Here is a 22,794-nt window from a genome sequence, read left to right on the forward strand (position 1 = left end):
ACCCCCATTTCTAGACTAAAGAATAGTCTGGAAATGGGTTGTTTTCTTTTTGTATGCTTAGTAACAATACACGTACAAAAAGAACAATACAAAGTATATTGTATGGCACATTTGACATCTATTAAAGAATATAATAGAATAAAGTTATTTTGGCTGAAAGATGATTCTTTATACCATATTTGCAAATAATATGTATATGAGAGCCTTTTAGACACGTACGTTCAAAAGTAGGACTTATTTATACTAGTAGATACAATTTTTATAAGGAGTGAAATATATGAATTTAAAAGACTTACCTAAAATAGAATTACATTGCCATCTAGACGGAAGTATTAGACCGGAGACTATAATTAGTATTGCAAAGAAAGATGGTATAGAAATACCAACTGAAAACATAGATGAAATAAGAGAATATGTTATGGCGCCTATAAGTTGCAAGTCACTAGATGAATATCTTGATAGATTTACTTTACCTAATAAAGTGATGCAAACAAAGGAGAATTTAAAAAGGGTAGCATATGAACTACTAGAAGATGCATCTAAAGATAATGTTAAATATATAGAGATACGATTTGCCCCTTCTTTGCATACACAAAAGGGACTATCCTTTGGAGAGATAATAGAGAGTGTATTAGAGGGAATGAAAGAAGGAGAAGAAAAGTTTCCTATTAAGAGTAACTTAATACTTTCTTGTATGAGAACCATGTCTGTGGAAGAAGCCTTTAAAGTTGTAGAAGCAGGGAAAGAATATTTAAATAAGGGTGTAGTAGCTGTAGATTTAGCTGCTAGTGAATATGAAGACTTTGCACATAAGTATAAGGAAGTAATAGAGAAGGCAAGAGAATATGGATATAGAGTAACAATACATGCTGGAGAAACGGGAATAGGAAAGAATGTATTAGATGCTATTAAAATACTTAAGGCTGAGAGAATCGGACATGGAATATATGCTAAAGATTCACAAGAAGCATATGAAATATTAAAGAATTCTCACGTGACTATAGAAATGTGTCCAACAAGTAACGTACAAACAAAGGGTGTAACTAGCTATGAAAGTCATCCACTTAAAGAGTTTTTTAAAGATGGGATAAAAGTAATATTAAGTACGGATAACATGACCGTATCAAATACTACTTTAACTAATGAACATGATCTAATGAGCAAAGCACAAAATATGAGTATAGAAGATTATGAGAAAATGTATTTAAATGGAGTAAATGCATCCTTCGCATCCGAAGAGATAAAAGAAGAATTAAGAAAATATATATAATTAAAAGGGGTTGTCTCAAAATGATTATAGAAATCATAAAAAGAGGCAGCCCCTTTTCTTATGACAATTTTTAATATACTAATTAGGTACTAAACTAGACTGCCTATGTTTGTTTGGTAATCATATTCCAAGATAAGTATATATTTCAAGTTGAAGGAAAAACTATAATAATAAAATTAGGTAGTAACCAATATGAAAACAGATTTAATCCATCTAAATTTCAGTAGAATGGATGAATTCATTTGTAAACTTAAATAAATTGAATGATTGAAAAATTTGAGAGGATACAATATGAATACTATGGCTTTAACCAAAGATCTAGAAAAAAATATTGCTTTAATTTCTTCGAACTCACCAGCAAATTTTAATTTTAAAACTAGAGAATTGTTGCTTAAAGATAATACAAAATGTATTGTTCTGTACATAAGTGGACTTTCTAAAAAGGAAGACATTGAAGATCGTATAATATATCCACTTTTATTTAAAATTGATTGTGATATTAATACTTTATCATCACCAATTTCATATATATCCCAAAGATATATAACCATAAGCGATACTAAAATTTCATCAGATATAAACTCCATATCTGAAAGTTTGAAAAATGGTGAAACTATAATATTAATAGAAAATGAAGAATCTGCTGTAATTTGCAATACTTCTACAAGCAATTTCAAAAAAGTTGCTAATTCTAAAATTGAAGAAACCATAAGAGGAGAAAAAAGTGCTTTTGTTGAGATATTATCTTTTAATATTGGTTTAATACAAGAGAAACTTAAAAACAATAATCTAATAATTGAAAAATATGTATTTGGAGAAGAAAATAACTCTGAAGCTGCTCTTTTATATATGAAGGATGCTATTGATATTAATACTTTAAATAAATTAAAAAGTAAATTAAAAACTATTAAAACTTCCTACATACCAGACACAGGTTATTTGGCTCAGTTTATAGATAAGAGTCCTATTAGTGTTTTTCCACAATCTAAAACTACAGAAAAACCTGATAAAGTTGTATCAGATATCCTTCAAGGAAAAGCTGCCATATTAATAAATGGATGTTCTTATGCTCTTATACTTCCTGTAGTTTATATAGAGTTTTTTCAAGGATTTGAAGATTATTCTAATAGGATTATTTTAGCTAACTTTGATAGATTCACAAGAATTTTAGCAGCGGCTGTAGTAGTAACATTATCCCCTATATATCTAGTATTGTTAAAGTATAATGCTGAACTTGTACCTTTGGATTTAATTAAAATTATTATTATGTCTAGAAGAGATATTCCCCTGCCTCCCTTCCTAGAAATACTTTTAATGGAAATGATAATAGAGTTTTTAAGAGAGGGAGGTTTACGTCTTCCTTCAATTGTAGGTCAAACTCTAAGTATAGTTGGTGGTATTATACTTGGACAAGCGGCTATACAAGCCGGTATTGTAAGTCCTACCACTTTAATAATAGTTGCTGTATCAGTAATTGCTACATTTCTTATACCTAATTATGAAATGAGTCTTTCTATTAGATTACTGCGATTTTATGTATTAATATTAGCTCAAATCCTTGGTTTTTTTGGAGTAATTATAGGGCTATTCTCAATAATTGCCCATCTAATGAGTTTAGAGAGTTTAGGAACACCTTATTTTTCACCTTTTGCCCCAATGAGATATAAGGGCCTTAAAGATAGTTTAGCAAGATATCCATTAAAAGATATTAATAGAATTCCCGTAATCTTTAAAAGGAGGAAAGTAAAAAAATAAAAAGAATGAGCAAAAATAAGATAACTCAAAATCAATATATTTTTATTGTTGTAAGTACTATGATAGGAGTAGGAATTTTATCTATGGCATCTGGTCTTTGTAAAACCGCTCATCAACAAGGATGGATATCAGCACTAATTGGGGGTTTATATCCAATTTTCATAGTGATAACAGCTGCTATAATAGGTGATAAAACAAATTATACTAGCTTTTTTCATGTTAATAATAAGATTTATGGCAAAATATTATCTTATATATTTACACTTATATTCTTTCTTTATTTTTTAACAATATTTGTTGCTGTTACATCAGGATTTGTTGATGTTTTAAGACAAACTATTACAAGATTTTTATCTCCCATATACATAATATTACCTATCTTCATATTAATTCCTTTAATATCCATGTGTGGGATTAATATGGCGGGTAGAATCTGTGAATTTTATTTTTATATAACTCTTCCTCTTATATTTATACCTCTATTTTTAATAGCAAGAGGATCCATCATTAATATTAAGCCTATTTTTTCTTCATTCAATGAAATATTAAAGGCAACTCCAGCAAGTTTTTATGTTTTTACAGGATGTGAAATAAGCTATTTAATTATTAGTAATATTTCTAACAAAAGCAACACAAAAAAGGCAGGTATTATAGCTGCTTTAATCACAACAGGTATATATACATTTTGTGTTTTTATAACCATATATTATTTAGGTTGGGAATTAACTTCAAGACTTGAGTATCCATTATTGTATTTAATACAAGCAATGCCTATTCCCATAATATCCAATTTTACAGCTGTATTCCTTTTTCTTTGGAGTGCAATAATTTTGAAAACTTTAATATGTATGAGTTTTGCGGTTAGCTATCTTCTATCTAAACTTGTAAAAATAGATTACAGAAAAGCTAATTTTATGTTTTTACCGATAGCTTTAATTTATGTTTTTTTTATGATACCAAACTATAATAGAAAAGCAATATTAGATGCTACGATACCTTATTTTTTTATTTTTTTTAGTGCATGGGCATTAATTACAACAATATTAGTTTCAATAAAATTTAAAGGTAGTAAAAAATAATTATTTTTTAAAAGATTATAACAATAAAGTAGAGTAATTTTTATCAAATGTTGAAATTATTGAAGCGTAGCCTCAATCAGGTTGTTATTGTAATAGGATATGGAGGAAAGTAAAGAATAAAAAAATGAGAAAAAATAAGATAACTCAAAATCAATATATTTTTATTGTCATAAGCTCTATGATAGGTGTAGGAATTTTATCTGTGGCTTCTGATCTTTGTAAAGTAGCTTATCAACAAGGATGGATATCAATATTTATTGGAGGTTTATATCCAGCGTGTATAGTGATAACAGCTGCTATAATAGATAATAAAACAAATCATGCTAGCTTTTTCCATGTTAATAATAAGATTTATGGAAAAATATTATCTCGTATATTTACATTAATATTCTTACTTTATTTTTTAACAATATTTGTAGCTATTATTTCAGGATTTACTAATATTTTAAGAGAAACTATTACAAGGTTTTTAGCTCCTACATACATAATATTACCTATCTTCATATTAATCCCTTTAATATCCATGTGTGGAATTTATATAGTAGGCAGAATTTGTGAATTTTATTTTTATTTAACTATTCCTCTTATCGTTATACCTCTTTTTTTTATAACAAAAGGATCTATTATTAATATTAAGCCGATTTTTTCTTCATTTGATGAGATATTAAAATCTACTCCAACAGGTATTTATGCTTTTTCAGGATGTGAAATAAGCTATTTGATTATTAGTAAAATATCTAATAATAGTAATACAAAAAAGGCAGGTATTATGGCTGCCTCAATCACAACATGTATATATTCATTTGGTGTTTTTATAACCATATATTATCTAGGTTGGGAATTAACTTCAAAACTTGAATATCCATTATTGTATTTGATACAAGCAATGAATATTCCCATAATATCTAACTTTACAGCTTTATTTCTCTTTCTTTGGAGTTTAATAATTTTAAGAACCTTAATATGTATAAGTTTTGCATGTGGGGATTTTTTCTCTGAACTTATAAAAATAAATTATAGAAAGGCTAATTTCATATTTTTAGCTATAGCTTTAGTTTATGTTTTTTTTATGATACCAGAATATAATAGGGACATGTTTTTAGGTAAGGTAATACCTTACTTTGTTATTTTTTCCTTTGCATGGGGATTAGTTACAACAATATTAGTTGTAATAAAATTTAGAGGTGGAAAAAATGAATCTTTTAAAAAAGATAAAAGCTAGTATAATTATTATAATTAGTTGTATATTTTTATGCAGTTGCTACGATGAAGAACCAATAGAAAATTTAAGTATAGTAACTGGTTTTGGATATGATATAGAAAAAAATGATATGAAATTTGTTGATCCTGCTGAGTTTTTAGTGATTAAGACAAAAGAGGAAGCAGGTTCTATGGTATTAGTTGGTGAAGGATCCACTATGTATTCTATTGTTGAAAATCGTGTAACTAAACAGAGTAAGACAATTATTTTTGGTACAGAAATAGTATACATTATTAGTGAAGAAAGGGCTAAATTTGGAATTAAAGATGTTGTTGATGATTTATTAAGATCTCCAGAGCTCAATATAAATGCTATGATTGTAATTTGCAAAGGCAAATGTGAAGATTATTTTTCTCTTAAGCCAGAAACGGGTACTATGTCAGAACAACTATTTGAAATGCTTAAATTTTCTTATGAAGGAAACTTCTACTCAAAGAATAATTCGGTTAATGATTTTTTACTTATGTATCATCAACAGGGTAGACAGGTATATTTACCATATATTGAAATAATTAATGGAAAACCTCAATTAACAGGTGCTGCTGTATTTAATAAAGATAAAATGATAAAAAAAATCTCCCTAAAAGACACTAAATTAATAAATCTTTTAAGAAGTTCAGGTGGAGAGGGATATATATATATCAGCTTGGATAACCCATTAAAATATTTAGATATACAGGGAGAAAATAAAATCAAAGTTAAAGTTTCAACTGAAGATAATCATTTGAAATATGATATTTTCGTTAATATTTCTGCTGATCTAAAAATTGATACACTTTATGAAAAGGAACTTACTAGAAAACAAATTTCAAAAATAGAAAAATTATTTGAAGATAAATTGCAAAAAGATTTGAATAAGGAAGTAAAGAAAATTCAAGAGGAGTATGGGGTAGATTGTTTAGACCTTGGGAAATATGCCATTGCTAAGTATGGAAGGGATAGTGGCTATGATAGTTATAAGTATTTTTCAAGTGCGTATATTAACGTACATTTAAAAGTTAATATAAAATCAATTGGAAGAATTTATAGAAGTCATATTGAGGATTAATTAAGGCTTTATGTTAAAGAAAATTTTTAAAGCTCATGTGTAGGCCAGAAGTAGTGGGAAGTTAAAATATGTTAAAAAACATGACAAATGTCATATTATTAAGATATGAAACGTGTTAATCTATGTATAGAAATAAAAAAGTAAATAAATAAGGTTCTAGTGGGTGTACTGTATATTGGGGCTTTCTCCTAATATATGAAATAAATTTAGTGTATAGTGTATAAAAAAATTGTCCTGCTAGGACATTTTTTTTTGCCTATTTTGTTAACATTTAGAATAAATATAAACTCTTTTTTGAAAATTTAAAATTCAGAAAGGAGTTTTTTTTATTTAAGGGAAATATATATAAATACAATAAGAATTGAGGCAAGGGGATAGACCGTATGTTTTTAAGATTAGAAATACTAACAGAAGATAAAATTGGAATGACCTATGAAATAGTAGGGCAGTTTTATAGACTAAATTTAAATATTATCTCTCTAGAAGTTTTTCCAAATAGACTTTGTGTGAAGACTGAAATAATAGAGGATAGTATGAAAGAAAAATTAAAAGAAAATATATATGATATACATGGTGTATTATCCATAGAAGAAATAGATTTATTAAAGCATGAAACTAGTGAGAAAAAATTATTTGCAACTATTGATTCTATGGGAACAGGAGTAATAGCTGTAAATAAGGATTTTAATATTGAAATATTCAATTTTTATTGTGAGAAGTTTTTTAAGATTAAAAAGGAAGAAGTAATAGGAAGCCATGTGGGAAAATTATTTGAAGAAAATACTTCAATTAGAGAGATCATTTTAAAAGGGGAAAAATTTGATAATGTAAAGTTTAAAATAGATAAAGGTAAAAGGGCAAATTCTTATATAGGATCTTTAAGACCTATAAAAGGGGAATATAGTAAGGAGAATGGCTTTGTAATCTCAATAAAAGACTTTCATAATGCCATTAAGATGGCTAATGTGGTGCTAAATAGTAATGAAGGGGCTTTTAAGGATATTATAGGTACAAGTGATTTGATAAAAAGTACAAAGGAAATAGTTTGCGAAGTGGCTAAGAGTGATTCTACAGTACTTCTTAGGGGCGAAAGTGGTACGGGGAAAGAAATATTTGCTAAAGCCATATACAATCTAAGTAAGAGAAAGGACAAGGGTTTTTTAGCTATAAACTGTGCAGCCTTGCCAGATAATCTTATAGAAAGTGAATTATTTGGCTATGAAAAGGGAAGCTTTACTGGAGCTCTTAGTGGTAAAAATGGATTACTTAAGGAAGCAAATGGAGGAACAGTATTCTTAGATGAAATAGGAGAACTTCCATTATCAATACAAGCTAAATTACTTAGGGTATTACAAGAAGGTTGCATAAGGAGAATTGGAAGTAGCAAGGAAGAAAAAATTGATGTAAGAATTATAGCTGCAACAAATAGAAATTTAGAAGAAATGATATGGAATAATAAATTCAGAAAAGATTTATACTATAGACTTAATGTGATGCCCATATATATACCACCTCTTAGGGAGAGAAAAGAGGATATAATATCTTTGGTAGAATATTTTATAGAAAAGCTAAATGCAAAATTAAATAAAAATATAAGTGAGACCCATGAAGAATTTTTACAAGAACTTGGAGCATACGATTGGCCAGGAAATGTTAGAGAACTAAAAAATGTTATAGAGCGTGCCATGATCCTTTCAAAGGGAAATGTATTGAAAAGAACTAATATAGAAATCCATATACCTAGTGTGAAGGGAAGAGCCAAAGAATTTGTACCACAGGGTAAAAATTTAAAGGAAATGGTTGAAACCCTAGAAAAGAACATAATAGAAAAGGAATTAAAAAACAATGATAGTATAAGAAAAATTGCTAAAAGATTAGGTGTTTCTCACACTACTATTATTAACAAAATGAAAAAATATAACCTAATAAGTAATGAATCGTAGGATTGTAAATAAAACTTGCCAATTGGAAAGATTTATTTACAACTATGGAAATGTATATGACCACTTATTTTGGAAAAGCTTAAAATTGGGAAGCATTTTTATGGCATAATATTTGCAATAAAATATATATGTTTTTAAAATTGTTTTTACATACTTAGTATAAAACTATATAAAAGGGGTGTTTAACATGAAGAGAAAAGATTTAGAGAATAAAGGATTTGGAACAAAGGCCGTACATGGTGGGAACAAATTAGATCCTACTACAGGGTCTTTAGCAACACCTATATATCAAACGTCTACATTTGTATTTGAATCTGCTGAACAGGGTGGAAGACGTTTTGCAGGGGAAGAAGAGGGATATATTTATACAAGATTAGGAAATCCAACTAATACTCAGTTAGAAGAGAAAATAGCCATATTAGAAGGTGGAGAAGCTGGCGTATCGACTAGTTCTGGAATGGGAGCTATAACTTCTGCCATGTGGACTATACTAAAGGCAGGAGACCACATAATATCAGCTGATACTATTTATGGATGTACCCATGCTTATTTAAGCCATGGTATTACAAGATATGGAATAGAAGTTACATTTGTAGATGCAGCTGATCCTGAAAATGTGAGAAAAGCAATGAAAGAAAATACTAAACTTGTTTACTTAGAGACTCCAGCAAATCCAACTTTAAAAATTACAGATATTAAAAAAATATCAGAGATAGCCCATGAAAAGGAAGATTGTGTAGTTATGGTAGACAATACCTTTGCCACACCATATTTACAAAGACCACTTGAACTAGGAGCAGATATAATAATCCATTCTGCTACTAAATACTTAAATGGACATGGGGATGTTATAGCTGGTTTTGTAGTTGGAACTAAGGAATATATAGACCAAGTTAGATTATTTGGAATCAAAGATATGACTGGTGCAAATTTAAGTCCATTTGATGCTTATTTAATAATGAGAGGTATGAAAACTTTAGAAATCAGAATGGAAAAACATTGTGCTAATGCTATTGAAGTGGCCAAGTTTTTAGAAAGTCATTCAGTAGTGGATAAGGTATATTATCCAGGCCTTGAAAGCTTTGAGCAACGTGAGCTTGCCATGAAACAAATGACGTTACCAGGAGCTATTATTGCCTTTGAATTAAAGGGGGGCGTAGAAGAAGGTAAGAAATTAATGAATTCTATGAAAATGTGCAAATTAGCCGTAAGTTTAGGAGATGCAGAAACTTTAATTCAACATCCAGCGTCTATGACCCATTCTCCATATGAACCGGAAGAAAGATTAGAGGCAGGAATTACAGATGGATTAGTTAGATTATCTGTAGGACTTGAAGATGCAAAGGATATAATAGATGATCTGAAAAATGGATTAGATAAACTGATTTAATAAAAAGGTCACTTAGCAAATAAGCTAAGTGACCTTTTCATTTTTATAGCTAGGAAATAAAAGTAAGCTTTTTAGTATAAGGAATTTATAAAATTAACCCTCTTGGATAAGGCGAACTTCATATAAATCACACTCTCCTAGTTTAGAAGAAAAAGAACATTTTCCGTTTATACAATGTAAACAGGTTACAACATTACATGCCTTTCTATAATTTCTAGGTTCGTTTCCCTTTTTTTTCATTCTGCACACCTCCATAATTGTATACATGTATCCTAACTAAATTATAATGAATTTTCAGACAAAATGCAATAGGAAAATATAAATTAATTTTTTCCAATTAAACTTTAATAAATTCTAGTTATCACTAAAGTTTATAGTTAATAATATATTCCATTTTAAAATAGGGTTGTGACACTAACTTATTTATTTTCATATATTGGATAGTAGGTAAGGGGGATCACAATGAAAATATTAATAAGTGGAGCTAATGGGCAGTTAGGTACAGAATTAAAAAATCAGTTAAATGATAGAAAGATGACCTATGTAGCTTTAAATAAAGATGAATTAGACATTACCAATTTTAATGAAGTAAAAAGTATTATCTTAAAAGAAAATCCACAAGTTGTTATAAATTGTGCTGCATACACAAATGTGGATGGCTGTGAAGAAAATGAGATAGATGCTTTTAAGGTAAATGGAATTGGGGCTCAAAATATGGCAATTGCAACTAATAAGATAAAATGTAAAATTGTTCATATTTCTACAGACTATGTTTTTGATGGTCAAGCCAATATACCATACAGAGAATATGATAGAGTGAATCCTCAAAGTATTTATGGAGAAAGTAAATTCCTAGGAGAAAAATTAGTAGAAAAGTTTAATCCAAAACACTTTATAATTAGAACTGCATGGTTGTATGGAGATGGAAATAATTTTGTAAAGACCATGCTAAACTTGGCATCATATAAGGATGAATTAAATATAGTAGATGATCAATTAGGAACCCCCACAAGTACCGTTGATTTAACTAGAGGCATAATCAATCTTATGGAAACAGAGCATTATGGAATATTTCATGGAACCTGTGAAGGTAGTTGTAGTTGGTATGATTTTGCTAAAAGAATATTTGAACTAAAAGGTATAGACATTAAATTAAATAAAATAATCACAGAAGAACTAAATAGATTAGCTTCAAGACCTAAGTATTCAGTTTTAGATAATTTTATGCTCAAATTATTAGGACTAAACACTTTTAGACATTGGGAAGATTCATTGGAAGAATATTTGAGAAATGAGGTATAAACCATGAAAGGAATAGTATTAGCAGGAGGAGCAGGAACAAGGCTATATCCAATTACAAAAGTAGTATCTAAGCAATTATTACCTATATATGATAAGCCAATGATATATTATTCTTTATCTGTTTTGATGCTTTCTGGAATAAAAGATATATTGATTATTTCAACTCCTAGGGATTTACCCATGTATGAAGAACTACTAGGAGATGGAAGTCAGTTAGGAATTTCTTTTTCATATGAAGTTCAAGAAAGGCCAAGGGGCCTTGCAGAAGCATTTATAATTGGCGAAGAGTTTATAAGAGATGATAGGGTTGCTTTAGTTTTAGGAGACAACATTTTTTATGGTCATAGATTCACAAATATACTTCAAAGGGCAGCTTCATTAAAAGAGGGTGCAGTCATATTTGGGTATTATGTAATAAATCCTAAAGCCTTTGGCGTAGTAGAATTTGATAAGGAAGGAAATGTTACTTCTATTGAAGAAAAACCAGAAAAACCTAAATCTAATTATGCAGTACCTGGATTATATTTTTATGATAATAATGTAGTAGAAATTGCAAAAAATATAAAGCCATCAGTAAGGGGAGAATTAGAGATTACTGCTGTAAATGAAGAATATTTAAAAAGAGGAAAGTTAAAAGTAGAATTATTTGGCAGAGGTCTAGCATGGCTTGATACGGGAACAAATGAGGGTTTACTGCAAGCTACCAACTTTGTAGAAGCAGTTCAAAAAAGGCAAGGACTATATATAGCTTGTTTAGAAGAAATTGCTTATAAAATGGGATATATTGATAAAAATCAGCTTATAAAATTAGCTCAATCACTTTCAAAAACAGATTACGGTAAGTATTTACTCCATATAGGAAATGGTATATAAATCGAGGTGTTGTTATGGGGATATTTAAGTTTATAGAAACTGAAATAGAAGGCTTATATGTGATTGAAACAAAAATCTTTGGAGATAATAGGGGCTATTTTATGGAAACATACAACGAAAAAGATTTTAAAAAAGCAGGACTAAATATTTCTTTTGTTCAGGATAACCAATCAAAATCAAAAAAAGGAGTACTTAGGGGATTGCATTTTCAATACAAGTATCCCCAAGGGAAATTAGTAAGAGTTACAAAGGGAGAAGTATTTGATGTGGCAGTTGATATTAGAAAAAATTCTAAAACCTTTAGTAAATGGTATGGAGTAATTTTATCTGAAGAAAATAAAAGGCAATTTTATATTCCACAGGGATTTGCCCATGGATTTTTAGTTTTATCAGATGAGGCAGAATTCGTTTATAAGTGCACAGATTTTTATCACCCTGAAGATGAAGGTGGAATACTTTGGAATGATTTAGATATAGGTATTCATTGGCCCTTAAATAGGGGTGATGAAATTATACTTTCAGAAAAGGATAAAAAGTGGAAAACATTAAAGGAAATGAAATTATATTTTTAGATATAAAAACTTGAGGTGAAAGGTATGAAAACTCTATTAGTAACAGGTGGAGCAGGTTTTATAGGTAGTAACTTTATAAGGTATATGATTGATAAATATAAAAATTATAAAATAATTAATCTAGATTTACTAACCTATGCAGGAAATCTAGAAAATCTAAAGGATATAGAACATAATCCTAATTACGAGTTTATAAAAGGAGACATATCAGATAAAAAACTAGTAGATAAAATAGTATCTAAGAAAGTAGATTATATAATAAATTTTGCAGCAGCATCCCATGTGGATAGAAGTATAGAAGATCCTGAAGTTTTTATAAGAACAAATATAATGGGAACCCAAGTCTTATTAGATGCTGCTAAAAAATATAATATAGAAAAGTATGTTCAAATTTCTACAGATGAAGTATATGGCTCATTAGGAAAGGAAGGATTATTTATAGAAGAAACACCAATTGCTCCAAACAGCCCATATGCAGCTAGTAAAGCGGCAGCAGATTTATTAGTTAGAGCATATTACAAAACATATAAATTAGCAGTAAATATTACAAGGTGTTCAAATAATTATGGTCCCTACCAATTTCCTGAGAAATTAATCCCTTTAATGATAGCTAATGCCTATGAAAATAGAGAATTACCTGTATATGGTGATGGGCTTCAAATCAGGGATTGGCTTCATGTTAAAGATCATTGTAGGGCAATAGATTTAGTACTTCACAAAGGAAAAATAGGTGAAGTATATAACGTTGGTGGCAATAATGAAAAAGCAAATATTTATATAGTGAAGTTTATACTTGAGAAGTTAAAGAAATCCGAAACATTAATACGATATGTTGAAGACAGATTAGGACACGATAGAAGATATGCCATAGATTCGTCCAAAATTCAAAATGAACTAGGGTGGAAACCAAAGTATGATTTTGAAAGAGGAATAGAAGAAACTATAAACTGGTATTTAGATAATAAAAACTGGTGGAAAAAGTTAATAAGTAGATCCTTTTAGAAATAGTATGTATTTTAAATGCACTCCTAAAAGTTAAGTCTTTTAGGTATTTTTTTATAGTATAAAAAAAATAGTTTATACGTATTATGAAGTAAGAAAAATATATAATTCTAGCTAAATTCATTTAAGGGATAAGTAGGTGAATTATTTTATGATATATTTTAAGAATCAAAATAGCAGTATAAAAAATACGATTGATAAGTTTGAAAAACCCATAGTTTCTATTATTATAACTGTAGAAAATAATTTAAATTATATAAATTTCTGTTTACAAGAAATATTTAAAAATAAAAACAATATTCCCTATGAAATAATTATAACGCATGATTCTTCCAATGATGAGAATGTGAACATTTACAATGATATTGGAAACATTAGAACAATTAGAAATGGAAAAAATCTAAGTTATATATTAAAGTGCAATAATGCAGTTAAATATGCAAAAGGAAAATATATTTTATTTTTAAATAATAATACAAAAGTAAAAAAAGATTGGCTAAAATTCCTTGTAGATTTAATAGAAAAGGATGAATTAATTGGCATAGTAGGTTCTAAATTGGTTGATATAAATGGTAGATTGAAACAAGCAGGGGGAATAGTGTTTCAAGATGCTGGGGGATGGGATTATGGAAAATTAGATGAAGCAGAAAAACCAGAATATAACTATGTAAAAGAAGTGGATTATATATCCAGTGTGAGTATGATGATTAGAAAAGACTTATGGGAAGATATAGGAGGATTTGACGAAGGTTATACTTCTGATTTATATGCAGATATAGATTTAGCATTTGAAATTAGAAAACGAGGATATAAGGTTATGTATCAACCTGAATCAGTTGTTGTCTATTATGAAGAGAAATATAACAAAAAAATTAAACATTGTAATGATCTAGATAGAAAAAAAATTATGAACAAATGGCATGGAGTTTTAAAGAAACAACACTTTGAAAGAGGAAAACATGTATTTTGGGCTAGAGATAGAAGTTTTGATAAAAGGACTATATTAGTTATAGATCGTATTATACCTCAATATGATAAAGATGCAGGTTCAAGGAATACTTATCAATACCTTAGGCTATTAGCTGAAATGGGATTAAACGTAAAATTTCTTGGAGATAGTTTTTGTGGAGATGAACTATATTCAAGAGAACTTCAACAATTGGGTATAGAAGTATTATATGGAACATGGTATAAAGCTAATTATAAAAGGTGGATGAAGGAAAATGCCAAAAAGATTAATTATGTGTATTTAAATAGACCCTATATTGCAATTAAATATTTAGAATTTATTAAAAGGAATACGAATGCAAAAATTATATATCATGGGCAAGATATTCATTATGTTCGTGAACTTAAAAAATATGAAATAGATAAAAATGAAAAAACACTTAAAAGATCTGAAAATTACAAAAAAATTGAACATGAGCTTTTTAAACAAGTAGATACAATTTTTACAGTAAGTCAAACTGAGCAAAAACTTATAAAAGATATTGTACCTAATAAAGAGGTGATTAAAATTCCAATATTTTATTACGAGTTATGCAAAAAAAAGCTTACTAGTTTTGAATCAAGAAAAAATATAATGTTTGTCGGAGGGTTTAAGCATCCTCCCAATGTGGATGGAATAAAGTGGTTTGTCAAAAAAATATTTCCAAATATATTAAAAAAAATACCAAGTATGAAATTTTATATTATAGGTTCAAATCCCACAAAAGAAATTTTAGACTTAAATTCTGACAATATTATTGTTAAAGGTTTTGTTTCGGATGAAGAACTTGCGAACCTATATAATCAAGTAAAGTTAGTGGTTATACCTCTTAGATATGGTGCAGGAGTTAAAGGAAAAACAATAGAGGCTATATATAACCAAGTGCCAATTGTAACAACTAATTTTGGGATAGAGGGACTTACAGAAATTAATGAAGTAATTACTCCTCATAATAAGGCCAATGAGTTTGCACAGCAAATTGTAGATATATATTTTGATAATGAGAAGTTAACGAAGATTAGTCAATCATATATTAAATATATTGAAAAATATTTCATGAAAAAGAACGCCGTAGATCAAGTTAAAATAGCTCTTAAATAAATCAAACAAAGCTTACAGATAAAAGTGACGGAAAGGGGGTATTCCATTGTGAAGCAAAATAATGAAAATTACAAAAATTGTAATATCAAGATTAGTGAAGATCTAATTTTTGATGAAATTCAATCACAACTTATTATATGTCGTCCGTTTTTACCTAACAAAAAATCATCAGACTTATCAGTAAATTATTATTTTATTGATCCAAATTTTGTTGATGAGATTTCTTTATTAACAATTACACAAAATTATTCGCATGTATATATAGAACGTAATCTTGTAAGTATTTTAAGACAGTTCCTTAATAAAATTAATTCAAAGGTAAGTATTATAGATAATATTACTATAGATAAAAAAGTAATTATAGATGATATTCGAATTGCATTTCTAGCTTCAAGTGATACACATGTTGATTTTATGGTTAAAATCGCAAATAAATTCAAGAATATTTTATTTTTAATTCCATCTAAATATTGTAAAGAAGAAGGAGCTTATGATGCTTTAAAAAAGCATGGATACACTCCAATTGAGATAGATTATAAAGCTGTAAAATCAAAAGTCTTAGAAAAATTCAATCCTGACTATATTTTCTGTGCAGCTGATTGGTCATTAGAGTTTTTAGCTGTACAACGAATTGTTAAAGATAAAAATATTCCTATTATTGCGCTACAGGAAGGCCCTCATGATTGGCAACAGAAGTTTTGGCAAAACATAAAAAGGAAAAAAGTTTTGAAGGCCTTAAACCAATATAGAAATGCAGATATATTTTTCTCACAAGGTGGCGTGACACTAAACTACATTAGGCCAAAATACTTTGCTGTTACTGGAAATCCAAAGGTTAATAAAATTGAGCATATAGCCCTGCCAAAAGAACCAAAGGTTCTAATCAATTGTAATTTTACTTATGTAAAGACTAAGCCTCCATATGAAAATAATGGTGATATGTGGATGGAAAAGGTCCTTAGAGTTTGTAAAAACCTTAATTTAAAATATATCATATCTAAGCATCCAAGAGATGAACTTTCCTGTAATGATCCTAATTTAGTTAAATCAAATGCTTCTAGAATTAGAGATCAAATTATTTCGTGTAGTATAAGTATAAGCCGTTTCAGTAGCATTATTTACGAAACTTTAGCTTTAAGTAGACCTACTGTTTATTTTAATCCCCATCTGGAGCCTATGTTAACCTTTACAGAGGATTTATTTGGTATGCCTAATTTAACAACAACTGAAGAAGGATTGACTAGAATTTTGCAACAGCATAAAAAGAACTATAGCTTTGATCATAGAAAAAATGAAGCATATCTTCACAGGCATATTGGACCTCAAGACGGAAAGGCACTTAAGCGAATAATTTCTATGCTTATACAGTTAAGAAAACATACTACGGATAATAATGTATCTATACAAAATCTAGTAAATGATAGTATATCTTTAGAACGAATAGGGGCCAAGCGAAGTATTGCTATATTTGTAAGAAATTCACCAGAAGATTATTCTATAGGTAGATATGAAGCTCTTATGTTAACGGAAGCATTAGCAGCATTAGGGCATAAGATATATTATATAACTGATAATATACCAATTTTCTATTCTGATTTTAGACAATTAAAAAAACATAAAGATATTGAAATTTGTCTTACTAAAAGTTTCAAAAGCAATCTTCCTTACGGAGTAAAAATAGATATGGTAATTTGTGTACCAGGTTTTGATATGCATAATAACTTTTATATGGAATCTGTATCCTTTGCTAAAAGACACAAGGCTTCTTTAGTATTGAATAATTTTCAAACGCTTAACTGGGTTAATACTTTTTCACCCCAAAAACAAGATGAAAAATTATGGTCATATTGGAATACTGTAAGCAAGGATTCTTCTCTCATATTGTCACTTGCACATGAAGGGACTAAATATGCTAAGAGATTTTATAGGAACTGTAGTTCAAAAACTCTTTTCAAATATTGTTACCCTTCAATTAATAGTGTAGTAGCAGATAGTGTTTCTGATTTTCCAAAGGAAAAAAGAATAGTTTTTATTAATCCACATAACAACAGTAACCATAAGGCGGGTTTTAATATAAGTGATATCTTTTCAGCATCAATGAAGGGATACACACTAGTTATTATAGCAGGCATTGGTAAGTTACCTAATAAACTAATAGAAAAAATCAAGCAAAAAGCTAAAAAATATGGAGTATTTTTAGAGATAAAATATAGAATTTCAGATTATGAAAAATTTATAGAACTTAAAAAAGCCTCGTTACTTCTGTTTCCATCATTCTTTAAAGGCTATAGTTATCCACCTATTGAGGCACTATATTGCAATACTCCCTGTATTGCTTTTGACTTACCAGTACTTCGTGAAACTTGTGGAGATAGTATTATTTATGTACCAGTTGGGGATTGGAATACTTTAAAATGCAGATTAAATGATGAATTAGGAAAATTTTCAATAGGGCATAGATATGAGAATTTATGTTCACAAGTATTGCAAATCGCAAAATTAGAAATGTATGCAAAACGATTAGATAAAATTGTGGACGAATTATGTAGTAATTGCTATTAAATTATAATTTGAATAAGTATTTATTGGTTCAATTATGAAAAGAGGGATTATTATGGAACGAAAAACAAGAGAGAGCAAGAGAAAGGTTTTGTTTATAACTACTGTGCCACCTTTTTTATATAACAGAGAAAATCAAAAAGCTACACAATATTTGATAGATTATATTATTAATTTGTCATATGACATAGATATGATAATACAAACGAGATATGACAAAAAAGCTTTTACTAGACATTTTAGGAATAAGGTAAAGGTATATCAAACGCCTTCTGTAGAATGTAGAACATATTCTCATCCTTTTTCATGTACTTCTGACGAGACAGTAAATATTGCAAAAGAATTATTAAAAAGCAACAAATATGATTTTGTAGTTTGTAATTATGTGTATTCTGTAAGGGTTATAAAAGAATTACGAAAAGAAATAAACATGCCTTATTGCATTACAGTTGCACATGGGACTATAACTGGGATAGGGAGTGAGAATCTAATAGATAGAAATAATACAGCATATTGTTTATGTGATCCTAAAGTAGAAGCAGAATGTTTGAGTTATTCGGATGTTGTATGTGCAACTTCAAGTTATGAACTTGAATATTATAAAAATATAGGAGTAACTTCTAAAATGATATTAACTGAATATGATGAATTCAAAGATCTTTCAGAACTGTATATAGGAAAGATTAGAGAAAGAAGAAAAAAAATTTTAAAAAAATCCATTACGTATTATCCACAATTTTCAACTAAAGAAGAATTAAATAATCATTATCACAGAGCTTGTTGGTATTTGCCCAAACTTAAGAATAAATGTGAGTCAGTTTTTTTCTATCAAAACATGGATAAAAATATAGAACCAGGAGAGAGACCATCTTATATGTGTCCTCCTACAAATAATATAGATCATATAAAAATTGAAAGAGGGTTATTTTCTTATTTAAAATCTCTATATAGTTCACGTATTATACTTGTTTGGAAAAATGAAGAATCACCTATACTAAATTTACTTAAAAATTTAGGAGTGAAGATTCTAAATGTAGAAACGAATGACTTAACTTCCATAGAATATGGAACCTATTGTGGATTATATTGGAGGCATATTTTAGAACCAAAGGAAAGACAAAGTATTATAAAAGAAAGTTTTGATAAATTCAAAAAAATATATAATAAAATTAAAGAACAAAATTTTAGCTACTCATGTGTGTTTGGAACGGGACCTTCGTTAGAAGAGGCCTATAAATTTGATTTTAGTGATTGTTTAAGTATTGTTTGTAATTCTATAGTACAAAACGAAAAGCTATTAAACCATATAAATCCTAAATTCATTACTGCTGGGGATGTGATTAGTCATTTTGGTGTTTCAAAATATGCGGAAACTTTCAGAAGAGATCTAGTAAAGGTTTTAAAAGAAAGAGAAATGTACTTTGTAACTACCGCTCCATTTGGATATTTATTATTGTTAAATTATCCTGAAATCAAAGAAAAAACAATTATAATTGAACAAAATACAGATGATCCAGTCTACGACTTGTTGCAAACCTTTGGAATTCCACGGTTAGACAGTACATTAAATATCCACATGCTACCCTTAGCTAATACCTTTAGCGATGTAGTATGCATATTAGGATGTGATGGCAAAAGTGAAGTTAGAGACAATGAGGATTTTTGGGCCCATGCAAAGGAGGCTCAATATATAGATTTAGTAGATACAGGACATCTATGCCACCCAACTTTTGATATTCATAGAAAAAAGAAGACGTATTCTAGATATTTAGATTCTGTAAAAAAATCTATAGAAAAGGGTGAAAAGAAAAACAAAAAAACATATATAACTTTAAAAGGAAGTAACATAGAGGCATTGAAGAATAAATGTATAAGAAATGAGTATTTGAAGCCTTATAGTAATAAAATAATAAATTTAAATAAAATTGTGACAAGATACTATAAAATGACATATAAAGATATTGAAGAAGGAAATGTTGAGTTGAAATATGGAATTTCTGAGATGAGAATTGATGAAAATAATTTATATATAAGGGGATGGATTGTAGGAAATAGAAAGGTCGATAAGATAGAAGTTTTTATAAAAGAACAAAAAAAGGGATGTTGTGTTATGGGAACAGAAAGAAGTGACATATACAAAAAATATCCCCAATATAACAATAAAAATTCAGGATTCTACTATATGCAAAAATTCACAAATGGAAAAATAAAAAAACAAGATATAAATATGTATGCTTATATAGGTGGGAAAAAGAAAAAAGTTTATTAATTATAAGGTGGTGATACTATTAAAATAGCAGTTTTTGCTACAAACTCAAAGGATTCTTATTCTGGTGGTAGATACCATTCCTTAGTTATAGCAGAATGTCTGGTAAGTAGAAGACATGATGTCTATTATATAACCAATAATAAACCAATATTCTATAATGATTTTGAAAGATATGATAGTCATAAAGATTTAAATCTTATTGTTTCCAGTGATTTTAAAATGGACTTAAATGAAAAGCATTTTGATTTTGTAATTCTAACTCCTAATCAGCAAAAAAATAGCTTTTACTACGATATAGTTAAAAAGTTTGCTAGAGATACAAACGCAAATTTAGTACTTTTAAATTTTGAATCACCCAATTGGTTTAATAAATATTCACCAATATATAGAGCCGAGGATAAATGGACGCAATGGCTAAAATGTTGTGAAGAAAGTTGTCTGATACTATGTTCAGCAAAGGAAAGTATAAAATATGCTAAGGAATATTATACATTAAATGCAGAGCATGTATATTTTGATTATTGGTATCCAAGTATTAACAGTAAAGCAGCAGATAGTGTAGACCCTAAAAAAGAAAAGAGAATAGTAGTAATAACCCGACTATCAGATAAACACAAAGGTAGTGATGATATATTAGAAATATTTGATCAAGATTTTTGGGGGTATACGTTAGTGTTCATTATAGGACTTGGAAAAATTGAATATAAGTATATTAAGAAATTAGAAGAAATTAAGAAAAAATACAATATAAGCTATGAATTAAAATATAAAGTAACAGATGAAGAAAAATTCAATGAAATAAAGAAAGCAGAGTTAATGTTATTTCCTTCTTATTTTGAGGGTTTTGGATATCCACCTGTTGAAGCTCAATATTGTGGTACAAAATGTATAGTATACGATTTACCAGTGCTTAGAGAAACAAGTAAAGAAAATCTAATTTATGCAAAATGGGGAGATATAAAAGACCTTAAGAAAAAAGTTAAGGAAAACTTAAATAAAAGTTATTCTCCTGAAAAATTAAAGAAAAAAATAATTAAAATAGCGGATTTTCATATAAGAGCAAAGGCGATAGAGGAAGTACTATTAAGGCATAAATTAGAAAAAAAGCCTTTAAAGAAGACAACGGTAAATGTATTACCTAAAGGAATATATGAATATACTAGTAATTCATTTGATTTTAACAAGAAAAATATAGTAATATCAACTCATATACTAAGTGAGGCTAAGGAAGTAGGGATTTCAGAGCATAAATTAGATAGATTAAATAATAGGTTGTTTATTGCAGGGTGGAGCTATCCGAAGGCAAGGGAAGTAAGTATATATGTTAATTATAAGTTTATAGGAAATGCAAGATTAGATGTACCAAGAAATGATGTAAATAGAAGGTTCAATTTATCTAATGATATAAATTTAGGTTGGGTATTTGAAGCTTGGAATTTATATTTATCTAAAGAAATAAAGGTTTGTAAAGTAATTTTCAAGTTTAAAGATAGAAGCACCATTGTAAAAAATATAAAACTAAAAATATATGAATAGACTAAATTTATTGTTGTATGATACCCAAAGGGAGGTGAACTGCCATGAAGAAATTAATAGCTATGATTCCAGCACGATTAGGCAGTAAAAGAATTCCCCAAAAAAATATTAGATACTTATATGAAAAACCCTTATTGCAATATGCTATTGATTTAGCATTATCGAGTAAATGCTTTGATGAAGTATGGGTGAATAGTGAAAGTGATATAATTGGTAACTTAGCTCTTTCGTGTGGAGCTAGGTTTCACAAAAGACCAGATGAATTAAGTAGTGATACTGCTACCAATCAGCAATTCACTGCAGAATTTTTATATAAGCATCCATGTGATTATTTAATAATGTTAAATTCTACTTCCCCTTTATTAAGAGTAGACACAATTAAGAAATTCTATGACTTTGTGAGAAAAAATAATTATGATACGGTTTTTTCGGTAATTGACGAATATGCAGAATGTTTTTTTGATGATAAAGCCATTAACTTTTCATTAGAGAGAAAGGTTAATAGTCAGGATTTAAAACCTGTACGTAAAATTGTCTGGGCTTTAACAGCTTGGAGGAGGGAACCTTTTCTAGAGGCTGATTCAAAAAATCTTTGTGGCACTTATTTTGGAAAAGTGGGTTTGTTTTCAATTCCAAAGGATGAAGCTGTTGATTTGGACACTCCTGAGGATTGGGCAATTGCGGAAGCCCATTTATTGGCTCGCAAAAATAAAAATACAAAAGAAAAATACTGGATGATATAAATTGGTGGTAATAAAAAGAAAGTATAAAATTATCTTATAGACTCCTAATTAAAAGTTAAAAAGTTGTCAAAGAAGGAGTTAACAGGATGATTTTTTCTGTAAG

The 22,794-nt window shown here is 28.6% G+C and carries 17 protein-coding genes; 16 read left to right on the forward strand and 1 reads right to left on the reverse strand.

Annotation, left to right across the window (positions count from 1 at the left end):
• Positions 1–277: 277 nt before the first annotated feature.
• The 7 genes from add (at position 278) to megL (ending at position 9,746) form a co-directional block, all read left to right on the forward strand.
• Complete coding sequence (gene add, locus CCE28_RS11490) at positions 278–1,270, forward strand: adenosine deaminase (RefSeq protein ID WP_095133863.1); 993 nt, start codon at positions 278–280, stop codon at positions 1,268–1,270.
• Positions 1,271–1,561: 291 nt separating this feature from the next.
• The gene (locus CCE28_RS11495) at positions 1,562–3,025 is read left to right on the forward strand and encodes a spore germination protein (RefSeq protein WP_095133864.1); all 1,464 of its coding nucleotides are present in this window, start codon (positions 1,562–1,564) and stop codon (positions 3,023–3,025) included.
• 5 nt (positions 3,026–3,030) lie between these two features.
• Positions 3,031–4,104, forward strand: coding sequence for a GerAB/ArcD/ProY family transporter (locus tag CCE28_RS11500; protein WP_095133865.1), 1,074 nt, complete (start codon positions 3,031–3,033; stop codon positions 4,102–4,104).
• 124 nt (positions 4,105–4,228) lie between these two features.
• Positions 4,229–5,326, forward strand: coding sequence for a GerAB/ArcD/ProY family transporter (locus CCE28_RS11505; protein WP_095133866.1), 1,098 nt, complete (start codon positions 4,229–4,231; stop codon positions 5,324–5,326).
• Positions 5,298–6,413 (forward strand): Ger(x)C family spore germination protein, encoded by a 1,116-nt coding sequence (locus CCE28_RS11510; protein ID WP_095133867.1) that lies wholly within the window; start codon positions 5,298–5,300, stop codon positions 6,411–6,413. Before CCE28_RS11505 ends, CCE28_RS11510 begins: the two co-directional genes overlap by 29 nt.
• A 383-nt stretch (positions 6,414–6,796) precedes the next feature.
• Complete coding sequence (locus CCE28_RS11515; protein ID WP_095133868.1) at positions 6,797–8,356, forward strand: sigma 54-interacting transcriptional regulator; 1,560 nt, start codon at positions 6,797–6,799, stop codon at positions 8,354–8,356.
• A 187-nt stretch (positions 8,357–8,543) separates the two neighbouring features.
• The gene (megL, locus tag CCE28_RS11520; RefSeq protein WP_095133869.1) at positions 8,544–9,746 is read left to right on the forward strand and encodes a methionine gamma-lyase; all 1,203 of its coding nucleotides are present in this window, start codon (positions 8,544–8,546) and stop codon (positions 9,744–9,746) included.
• Positions 9,747–9,839: 93 nt separating this feature from the next.
• Here megL and CCE28_RS22260 read toward each other — a convergent pair whose 3' ends face one another.
• The gene (locus CCE28_RS22260) at positions 9,840–9,986 is read right to left on the reverse strand and encodes a hypothetical protein (RefSeq protein WP_176461786.1); all 147 of its coding nucleotides are present in this window, start codon (positions 9,984–9,986) and stop codon (positions 9,840–9,842) included.
• 222 nt (positions 9,987–10,208) lie between these two features.
• On the opposite strand from CCE28_RS22260, the gene rfbD reads away from it, so the two are divergent.
• From rfbD to CCE28_RS11565, 9 genes are all read left to right on the forward strand, one after another.
• Positions 10,209–11,048: a dTDP-4-dehydrorhamnose reductase gene (rfbD, locus tag CCE28_RS11525; protein WP_095133870.1), complete on the forward strand. Its 840-nt coding sequence runs from the start codon at positions 10,209–10,211 to the stop codon at positions 11,046–11,048.
• Positions 11,049–11,051: 3 nt separating this feature from the next.
• A complete protein-coding gene (gene rfbA / locus CCE28_RS11530) occupies positions 11,052–11,921 on the forward strand; it encodes a glucose-1-phosphate thymidylyltransferase RfbA (RefSeq protein WP_095133871.1) in 870 nt (289 codons plus the stop codon).
• 14 nt (positions 11,922–11,935) lie between these two features.
• Positions 11,936–12,493 carry a dTDP-4-dehydrorhamnose 3,5-epimerase gene (gene rfbC, locus CCE28_RS11535; protein ID WP_095133872.1) on the forward strand — a complete coding sequence of 186 codons (558 nt, stop codon included), beginning with the start codon at positions 11,936–11,938 and terminating at the stop codon, positions 12,491–12,493.
• A gap of 24 nt (positions 12,494–12,517) precedes the next feature.
• A complete protein-coding gene (rfbB, locus tag CCE28_RS11540; RefSeq protein ID WP_095133873.1) occupies positions 12,518–13,495 on the forward strand; it encodes a dTDP-glucose 4,6-dehydratase in 978 nt (325 codons plus the stop codon).
• A 151-nt stretch (positions 13,496–13,646) separates the two neighbouring features.
• A complete protein-coding gene (locus CCE28_RS11545; protein WP_095133874.1) occupies positions 13,647–15,584 on the forward strand; it encodes a glycosyltransferase in 1,938 nt (645 codons plus the stop codon).
• 48 nt (positions 15,585–15,632) lie between these two features.
• Entirely contained in the window at positions 15,633–18,146 is a 2,514-nt protein-coding gene (locus CCE28_RS11550) for a glycosyltransferase (protein ID WP_095133875.1), read from the forward strand.
• A gap of 52 nt (positions 18,147–18,198) precedes the next feature.
• Positions 18,199–20,412 (forward strand): hypothetical protein, encoded by a 2,214-nt coding sequence (locus CCE28_RS11555; protein WP_095133876.1) that lies wholly within the window; start codon positions 18,199–18,201, stop codon positions 20,410–20,412.
• 219 nt (positions 20,413–20,631) lie between these two features.
• Positions 20,632–21,948, forward strand: coding sequence for a glycosyltransferase (locus CCE28_RS11560; RefSeq protein ID WP_095133877.1), 1,317 nt, complete (start codon positions 20,632–20,634; stop codon positions 21,946–21,948).
• 44 nt (positions 21,949–21,992) lie between these two features.
• A complete protein-coding gene (locus CCE28_RS11565) occupies positions 21,993–22,691 on the forward strand; it encodes an acylneuraminate cytidylyltransferase family protein (protein WP_095133878.1) in 699 nt (232 codons plus the stop codon).
• The last annotated feature ends 103 nt before the right edge of the window (positions 22,692–22,794 follow it).

Origin of the sequence: Anaeromicrobium sediminis (assembly GCF_002270055.1) — a bacterium.
In the GTDB taxonomy this organism is placed as follows: Bacteria; Bacillota; Clostridia; order Peptostreptococcales; family Thermotaleaceae; genus Anaeromicrobium; species Anaeromicrobium sediminis.